This is a genomic window from Candidatus Jidaibacter acanthamoeba (assembly GCF_000815465.1).
GTDB lineage: Bacteria > Pseudomonadota > Alphaproteobacteria > Rickettsiales > Midichloriaceae > Jidaibacter > Jidaibacter acanthamoebae.
Window position 1 is genome coordinate 1 of the sequence record NZ_JSWE01000031.1, and the last position, 8974, is coordinate 8974.

The window sequence follows — 8974 nt, forward strand, 5'->3', positions numbered from 1 at the left end:
TAGATCTAAACTATATGGACTTGTTGACATCGTTTTTCTTTTTTATTTACCTTATCTCGTACCATAATACAACATTATTTACTATATATGCTTTATATGTATATTTGTTTGACTATTTTGAGGTGGATTGGTTACGACAATATCTTCAATATCAAATCTAAAAGGGAAGCTTATATGCAATATTGATCTATTAATAATAGTTGATAAACTTATAGGAAGATCAAGGTAACCTATTAATTTGTTTTTTATATCACTTAGTCCAATAGATAGATTCATTATATTTAAATCTTTCTTCAAAATCTTTTGTTAGCGAGGTAGTAGTTATTGTGCAATACATACCTATGTTATCAACTAAGTCTTTACTATGCCAACTTATGCTTTCAATATTTAATTTCGGATTTTATAGTATTCTAAATAAAATGTAATTAGTATAAGTACCATGTATATAAAGCATAAAGCTAATATAGATGGTTTGTAGATCGGCTTTAATTACAGTTGATATACTTTATTAAATAGAGAGCTTTCATAGTTAAATCTAAAATTCCACCCTAATCTATTTATAAAATTTTTATAATTCATGTTGATATATATTAATACTTGCTTTATAAGTATATATACTTACTATGTTAATATAAACACTATTAGCAGCGTTAATATTTAAATATAATTAAAGATAGGTAAGTATGTTAAGTATAAGCTAACTGATTTAATTAAGTTTGTTGAAGATCAGGAAATGGGCAAAATGCACCTTTAGATTATTTGCAAGTATCATTTATTGACGCGTTTAGGCTAAAGCTCTTTTGATAAAAATTGAAAGAGCTTTTTACGTCTACCTTTAACCGCAGCTTACTGTTTCTTTACCGGTCTCTTTTTCTTCTTAAGTGCAGGGAAGGTTAGGATAAATTCAGTATACTTGCCTACTCTTGATTTACATTCAATATATCCTCCTAAGTCCTGCATTACCATTTTGCAGAAAGCAAGCCCGATACCCGTACCGCTTTTACTCTTGGTATAAAACTTATCAAATATATATGGTATATCTTCTTCTGCTATACCTTTACCGTCATCTCTAAAGTAAAGCTTATTATTTTCTGCTCTTATATTTATTTTTACGTTTCTGCCACCATACTTATATGAATTGTTAAGAAGGTTGAATAACATTTGCTTCATGAAATACATAGACCCGTAAAATTGGAAGTTATCTATGATTATAATCTTTATACCGTCTTGTTTTTGCTTTAAGAGCTCATATTCAGATATTGCCAGATCTATAAACTCTTCCATAAACAATTCTTTTTTATCATCAGAAATTACGGAACTCTTCATTGAAGTTAGTAAAGTATCAACGGTAGTAATTCCATGGGAACTTATTTTTTTCAATGTCTTCCCGGCATCTAAAATCATTTCTAATTCAGTTTCTTTAATTTTTAAAAGATAAAAGTCTCCTTGTTTCTGTTTATTATTGGTTGCTTCTTCCAGTAATGAGCCTAAGTGCCCTGCATACATATCCATAGTAGCCAATGGACTTTTTACCTCATGTGCCATAGCGCCACCGAACATATGCATGGTTTCTACTCGCTCTTCCTGTTCCTTTTCGCGTTTACGTAGGAAAAACAGGGTAGCGAATAAGAAGAATAAATAAATATAGGCTATACGGCCGGTAGTAGTGATCCCCTGGAATCCCTCTAAACTAAACCCGCTCTGCTTGAATAGAATAAATCCGCAAAGTGTGCCGATCGAATAGAGTAATAAAAATCTTCTCGCATCAACGAATAGGTAAAGTGAGAAGGCAGATAATATACCATTTACTACCCAGAAAGGGTCATTAAAGCCGATAAACAGCATATAACTTGAAACAAAGGGCAAACAAAAGGTAATTAAAAAATACCAATAGTAATGTAGATACTTTTCTATAAACCTTTTGCTTGCGATAAATTCTCTAAACAACAAAACCATGCAGAAAAAGTATCCGATGGTTATAAGGTAAGCAAATGTAACATGCCCCGGGCTTGAGGTGACATCCAGGCTATATAAGAAGTAATAAGAAAGAGTGAAAGTACAAAATTTTCTAATCTCTATTTTATGCTGCCCGGGGTTTACTGCAAGCAACTTAATGCTGGAGATTAGAAATTTATATATATTTCTTATTGGTTCAAAAATAGTATTTGCAATCCTATTTAGTAAGGATTTTCTAGTCATTTTAAGAGTGGGTTGTACTTGTATATGTCCTTTAGAAACTTGGTAATAGTGCATACCGAATAAGCCGATGGCACTCCCTATATCACCTAAAGTAATACTTATAATAGCAAATTCACCTGCAATAATTCGACCAAGCAAGGTAAAAGTGATAGCAATGATTACACTTGCTATAAATGATTTACTGTTAGATCGGAAACCTAAAAATCCTGCAATAGTAGGGATTGAAATCAAAGGCTCCCAAAAATTTGATACTAACCATATTAAAGCCAATATATTACTACTTAATTTAATAAGAGCTAAAGAGGATATGGAGAGGATTGTGGTAGTAAATTTTAGGGATAAAAGCAGCGTAGTATTACTACTTTTTGGACGTAATACTTTTAAAACATCATTAACTAAAATGATGGCTGTAGCATTTATTTTTGCTTCTGCAACAGACATAATAATTGCCATTAATCCCGAAACCATTATACCCTTTAATACAGGAGGCAGAAGAGATATAAACTTTAATAATGTTTCATCTGGTTGCATAGTTGGAAAAATAGATTTCATTTTATAAGCAATAAGGCAAAGCGCAGCTGAAAAAGGCAGAGATATTAAAGCAATCATTTTTAATGCCTGCTTAAGTTGTTTAGCATCCCTAGCAATCAAGCATCTTTGTATAAAAGCCGGGTCTACCCCTGGTAACAAGAAGTACAGTGCAAAGCTAGCTAATAAACTTATATTTTCATTAGATAATTTTATATTTGAATGTGAGCTGGGGAGATAAGAAATAAAATTTTCAAGTCCGCCTATTTCAGAAAAAATCACTACATAAGATATTGGAATAATAAAAAAGAAAATAGCAAATTTGAAAATCTCTGTATGGATTACAGCCCTAATGCCTCCAAGAACAGAATATATTGTGATTATACCATATCCAATTAGTATTCCATAACCAGTTTCAATATTTAAAAAATAATTGAAAACAAATCCAAGTGCTAAAGCTTGAGCTGCAATAGATCCTAAACTTCTTATTGTAGATGCTAAAGCTACTATCCATCTTCCTGGAGATCCATAAAGTTTAAACATTATTTCACCAAGCGTTAAGCATTCCTTAAATTGCTCAAAGTTGGAAGTAATAATTTTAGTTATAATTAACCAACTTAACGGTACAAGTAATTGCCCGATTACATAAATAGCCCCAAACTCGTAAACTTTACCTATTACCCCAATAGTACTACCTGCTCCAATTGAAGAAGCAAATATTATGCAAACCAGCACCGTTACCGATATATTTTTATACCCTTGAACAAATTCTTTAAAAGTTTGAATTTTAGTTGTTTTATATAAACCAATTATTAGGCAAGAAAATAAAAACGCTATAACAATAATTAAATCAATATAATTTAATTTGAACATGATTATTTATTAAGAATATTAGTAAAATATAGTAGTATAATAAAGTATTAATAAAATATATCAATTGCTATAAAGCAATAACTTATATTTTAAATTATAAGCAGCCTCTATATTTTCTTAAAAAGATATACTTAATATATTTAATAAAGTTAGTTTTTAATAATATTTTTAAAATAGAAGTTTATTTGATACTAAAATATAGTGTAAAAAAATTAGCTATAGAGATATATTTACTCACCTAATTATTTGTAAATATATGAAAAATATTACTAAGAACCCTGGTGATCAATTTTTCTGAAAGCTAATATTTTAGGAACCTGATTTGAACTTAGTTCTAAAGTATCTTTTTAGCATCCTATTACTTCAATCAGTTTTGTTGCCTTGAGATAAAAGAGTATTTTGCTCTAAAACTGCTTCAAGAGCATTTTTGGGTACAAAATTATTCTTAGTAGTTTTGGAATAAGAAAATGCACAAACAACAAATGCTACTGCACCTAGTATAAAAGCTTTTTTAAAAATAGACATTTGGATGGCCTCAAAGTTATTTATTAACTTCGCAAGAGATTAAAGAATGTCAATTAATTTGACAATAGCTATTTTATTAAGAATTGGATAATAAATAATTACCATTTGCTACACCTGGATAAGGATGGTTTAAAAGACTAAGAGCTTGACTTACTTAATATAAGTGCAGCCTTGTTAATGTAGTAATATAGTAGTTTTAAAAATAAAAAATATAATAATATTTGATTTTAAAAATTCTTATACAAGGAAGTAAGCAAGTATATTAATTATTAAAAATACAAAATAAATATTAATTAACTTTTAAAGCTAACATCTTTTATAATATATAATACATTTTTAACATTTAATTAAATTATGTACTTTCTTTTTTTCTAATTTCATAGTAAAATTACATTAATATTAAGATATTGATATCTTTTTATGTTATTATCTTAATATAAAAGAGCAAAATAGAAAAAATTATTCTTTACGGAGATTATTATGTTAGATACGACTGGCTTGAAAGAAGCGATTATCCGAACGAAAGATGTAAATGAGGTGAAAAGAATTGTAGAATCAATAAAACAACAAACTAAAGATTACCTTGAACAAAATGCAGATAAAGAATCTTTAAAAAAACCTGGTGTCCGTGAGCAAGCAGCCCAACTTATGTTATCGGATACTTTTAATATAGTTTGCAATCCAAAAACTGGTGAAACATTTTTGCATATTACTTCTAAAATGATGGATGTAGAGCTATCTGAAGTTATATTAGAGGCGGCTGCCAATCCAAATGCAATAGATAATGATGGTAATTCCCCATTGCATGCTATAGCTAAAAATTATGAAAAATTATTATTTTCAACAATAAACACAACAAGGGAAGGTGAAAAAGAATATGTGGATTCTTTAAATATAGAAAGTAAGGAGCGGTACTTTAATGGGGCTCCGGAATGTCTTTTAAATGATTTTGCACCTTCTATTGGATTGTTAATAGGAAGGGGAGCTAATCTTAATGCACGTAATAATGCAGGGAAAACAGCTTTAGAGCATATACATCAAGCTACCGAGACAATTACCGGAAAAAAATGTGAGCTTAACCTTGAGTCAAAATTATTTATAAAAGCTTATGATAATTATTCAAAAGAGCATAGCGATAAAAGCTTTCAGAATAAAGTAATAGCATCAAAGCAAAAAGAAAAAAATGGTTGCTGTATAATGATGTAGATATTTACTTATAAAAAAGAGAGACTAAGGAGTTTCACTGCTTAGTTCTTTCTTTTAGATACATTTGTATCGTTAAATAGGTGACCTACCTCCTCCTTTAGGGTTCTGTGAAACTAAATCAGTCCATTTTGATTTATTTGGGTCTTTATCTTTCGGTTCATTAGGTTGTGGTGGGCTCAGTTCAGGGTTAGGCTTTATATTAAGTCTAGCCATTAGGTTTTCAAAACCAGGTTTAAAATCTAACCCTTTTTCAGCTTGATCTAGGCAATCATATATATGGGTTTTATGATCTCTAGTAAGTTCTAAATTATTAAAATTTTTACATGCCTCTAGTACTTGCTGATTAGACATTTGATTCTCTGATTTACCAACTTCCTGTGCTATAACTGTTGCCTTAACTATATCTACAGCCGTCTCTTGAGATTCTTTCCTAAAATTATCTCTTTTTTCTATCATTGTCTCAAGTGTAGGTATATGGTGATCCTCACCATGAATATGAATTCTTTCCTTTAAATGATCAATTTGTTGACCCATTGCATGTAAGGCTTTACCTGTTAAATCAATAAAGCTATGAAACTTGTTCGGATTTTTGTGCTCATCAATAGTGCTACGCATCGCACTAACACTCTCTTCATTAGGCGGCTCACGCTTAATAGCATCAAATCTGTTCTTTAATTTTTTATTTTCTTCTTCAGCTTTTATGATATCAGGATGGAAATTAAATAATTCACTTAAACTTATTATTTTCTCATCCTTTATCTCTCTGTTATTGTTTGTTACAGTCGGTTGGCTTTGACTGATGCCTACTGAAGTTCCGCCGGCTTGTGCGGCAGCTGAGGAGAACGCGGTTGCAATCGACAAACCGGGGAAATTTTGTAATAATTCATTACCCTCTCTAATCAATTCTTGTATTTCTGTGGTGCTCAAATTTCTGCTGCTTAATCGCTTGATGATTTCATTTATCCTTATTTCAGCTTTTCTCCGTGCTTCCTTCTCAAGCTCACCGCCTGGCCCGACAAACCCGGCGAATGTTTTCCCGGCTTTCTGATATATATCTTTTACCCTTTCAAGTAATGATTTACCTAACCCGCCGCGGTTATCATCCGATTTATTATTCATCCCTTTCCCCTAAGGTCTTTTACTAATTTTTAACTATATTAGATAAATATTAACAGTTAGTTAACAAATTCTCTAACAATAGTAAGTTTTTCTCCGTATATCATATGTGCATTATATTTTAGAAACTTTGCTTCTTATTTGTTACTATTATTCTCCACCATCCAGTTAGCGAATCTGGTATCTACTTTCGGGTTTTCTTCATTTTAGGAATAAATATAATATATATTATATTTATTATTAATAATTATACTAAGTAATTAAAATTGAAGAGATGTGGGGAGTTTGTTAATATTTAAACAGTTTAAATTAATTTTAGCGTAAAATAAGGAGATGGCATATTAAGAGTATAGTTTTAGATTTTAGTAATAAAAATATAAGTGATGAAAACATCTTAAAATATTTGCCCTTAAACGATCCAAGTATACTAGAGTTGGATCTAAGTGATAATGAGCTTACACAAATTATATTTATCCAAAGCTTTCCACAAATAGAGATTCTTAATCTTAATGGTAATAATTTATCAAGTGAAACTGATCTCGAAACTTTGAATAAACTAGAAAATTTATCTGAACTTTATCTAAGGCAGAATCAAATTTTTAGCATTGCATTTTTGAAAAATAGCCAGTTAAAAATATTAAGATTTAGTAGAAGTAGGCTTAAAAAGTATTAAAGGTATAGGACAGCTAATATTTATAAAATTAATATAATATTATTTGATCCATAACATAATTTTAATCATTTTATGATATAGTTTGCTTATATGGCTTCATATATTTTAACTTTAAACCTTTAAACATTAATATAGTTAATATTATTAGCGAAAATTATCCAAACAAAAAGGGAAACATATAATGTTAGAAACAATAGAAACAAAACATAAGCAATTCATAGCAGCAGTAAAAACCGGTGCAATGGGAGTAATTGAAACCTTATTAAATAAAAACCCCGAATTGATTAATTACAACGTCAACGCTGGCAGCATAGCTATACTCTTAGCTGCATATGGTGGGCATAACAGCACAATAGAACTGCTCCAAAGCAAAGGGTTTGGTACACCAATATCACATCCTACTTCAACACTTTCCTCTCAGCCCAGAGCAGCTATTTCTTCAAATAATGCCTTTAGTTCCTCTTACTCTATCTCAGCAACTCAAACTTCAGCACAGACATATAGACCTGCTTCAACCCAGCCTAGCAGAAATATACCTATTACCCCTTCTAGTAGACCTACCCCTACTACGCATGTTACACCTTCATTACAAGAAACGACAAGCACTCCGGCTCCTATCAATATACCTCAACCTAATCCCTTTAGTTCAGCTCCGCCTCCATTTGTGCATAGTTCACAAGCTCTTGCTTCTAGAGGTACAAATATTGAATCTATAATTGCCCAGCAGGTTGAAAAAATTACACAACAAGAAAATATACTTTTACAACAGAATACCTTGCTTCAGAAATTATTAGTAGAGATGGAGTCAGTAAAGCAGCAGAACTTAGTAATATTGAATTATATAAATAGCCAAATTACAAGTATGGCTCATGGTATAATAGTGCCTCAGCCTCAAGCGCCTAATCCGCTAGGTGTTGGTACAAGCACTAGTACTTCTATTACAACTCAAAGTTTATCTCCGGAGCAAGAATCCACCCCTAGCCCTGAAGTTTTACCACAGCTCCTTAGGATAAAAGAAGAAAGAGTAGAAGAAGTGATAGATGAAGAAGGGACCGATGAAGAATTGGAATCACCAAGTTTAAAAAGAAAGCGTAAAGAACCAATCAAGAGTGAAGACGCTCAAGAGAATACTAATGGCAATAAACGCTTACATGTAGAAAACCTAAGTCAAGATTCTAAACCAAAGTCGAGCAGGGATACACACCCCACAACTTTTTCAGGGCGTGAATCCACGAGGAGGGAGAAGAATCCGGAAAGTAGGCAACAGCATAGAGCTATATAATAAAGCTTATGTGACTTAAAGGTAAGCAGCTTTTAAAAGAAGGGTAAACTGATAAATAAACAGTTTGGAAGATATGCAATACTAGGTTGAGATACATAAGCTATATTATGTGTCTTAACCTAGTATTTCTATAAATTGGGGTTCATAAAATTCTATTATACTTATATGGTTGTCTCTTAATGTTTAATACTAAGAGGTATAAATCTAACCTCAGCTCGACATAAGGGGATGGTTAAGTGGTTGTAAATCATTAAGTTTTAATGATGGTTTTCGATTTTTGAAACAATAAGCGATTAAACCCGAGATGATATTTACAAAAGCATTTACCGGACTCCTATGCCTTGAATGCTCTATTTGGTAGCGATTCTTTAATTGATCTATAGGGTATTATAAATATTTATACTCTAATATAATAGCTTTAATACTGAATTCTTCCCAGGCTCTTGAAAGATGAAACCTTTTTAATATTTCTTATTATACATTTTATCACATAAGCAAACAATTCTCATTATCAGAAGAAGAGCTTGACGACAACTCTACAGAGCGTCTAAAACTTCTTACTTGAGAATTAT

General features: G+C 31.0%; 7 protein-coding genes and 1 pseudogene. 3 read left to right on the top strand and 5 right to left on the bottom strand.

The annotated features are described in order from the left end of the window. Positions 1-81: 81 nt before the first annotated feature. The 3 genes from NF27_RS12165 to NF27_RS12170 all read right to left on the bottom strand — a co-directional run bounded on the left by NF27_RS12165 (position 82) and on the right by NF27_RS12170 (position 4125). Positions 82-276 carry a hypothetical protein gene (locus NF27_RS12165; RefSeq protein ID WP_039454622.1) on the bottom strand — a complete coding sequence of 65 codons (195 nt, stop codon included), beginning with the start codon at positions 274-276 and terminating at the stop codon, positions 82-84. Positions 277-846: 570 nt separating this feature from the next. Then, positions 847-3600 (bottom strand): sodium:solute symporter family transporter, encoded by a 2754-nt coding sequence (locus tag NF27_RS00430; protein WP_039454624.1) that lies wholly within the window; start codon positions 3598-3600, stop codon positions 847-849. 363 nt (positions 3601-3963) lie between these two features. After that, the gene (locus NF27_RS12170) at positions 3964-4125 is read right to left on the bottom strand and encodes a hypothetical protein (RefSeq protein WP_161791742.1); all 162 of its coding nucleotides are present in this window, start codon (positions 4123-4125) and stop codon (positions 3964-3966) included. Between the two features lie 480 nt (positions 4126-4605). Between NF27_RS12170 and NF27_RS00435 the strand changes: the two genes are divergently transcribed. Further along, positions 4606-5331 (top strand): ankyrin repeat domain-containing protein, encoded by a 726-nt coding sequence (locus tag NF27_RS00435; RefSeq protein WP_039454626.1) that lies wholly within the window; start codon positions 4606-4608, stop codon positions 5329-5331. Between the two features lie 72 nt (positions 5332-5403). Here the strand turns inward: NF27_RS00435 and NF27_RS00440 are convergent, their stop codons facing one another. Continuing rightward, positions 5404-6450 carry a P1/P2 acidic ribosomal protein gene (locus NF27_RS00440; RefSeq protein WP_039454627.1) on the bottom strand — a complete coding sequence of 349 codons (1047 nt, stop codon included), beginning with the start codon at positions 6448-6450 and terminating at the stop codon, positions 5404-5406. 400 nt (positions 6451-6850) lie between these two features. Between NF27_RS00440 and NF27_RS00445 the strand changes: the two genes are divergently transcribed. Then, complete coding sequence (locus tag NF27_RS00445) at positions 6851-7120, top strand: leucine-rich repeat domain-containing protein (protein ID WP_039454629.1); 270 nt, start codon at positions 6851-6853, stop codon at positions 7118-7120. A 181-nt stretch (positions 7121-7301) separates the two neighbouring features. After that, complete coding sequence (locus NF27_RS00450) at positions 7302-8402, top strand: hypothetical protein (protein ID WP_039454631.1); 1101 nt, start codon at positions 7302-7304, stop codon at positions 8400-8402. Between the two features lie 210 nt (positions 8403-8612). Here NF27_RS00450 and NF27_RS12905 read toward each other — a convergent pair. Then, a pseudogene (locus tag NF27_RS12905) lies at positions 8613-8783 on the bottom strand (IS982 family transposase); the annotation flags it as partial. Positions 8784-8974 lie beyond the last annotated feature (191 nt).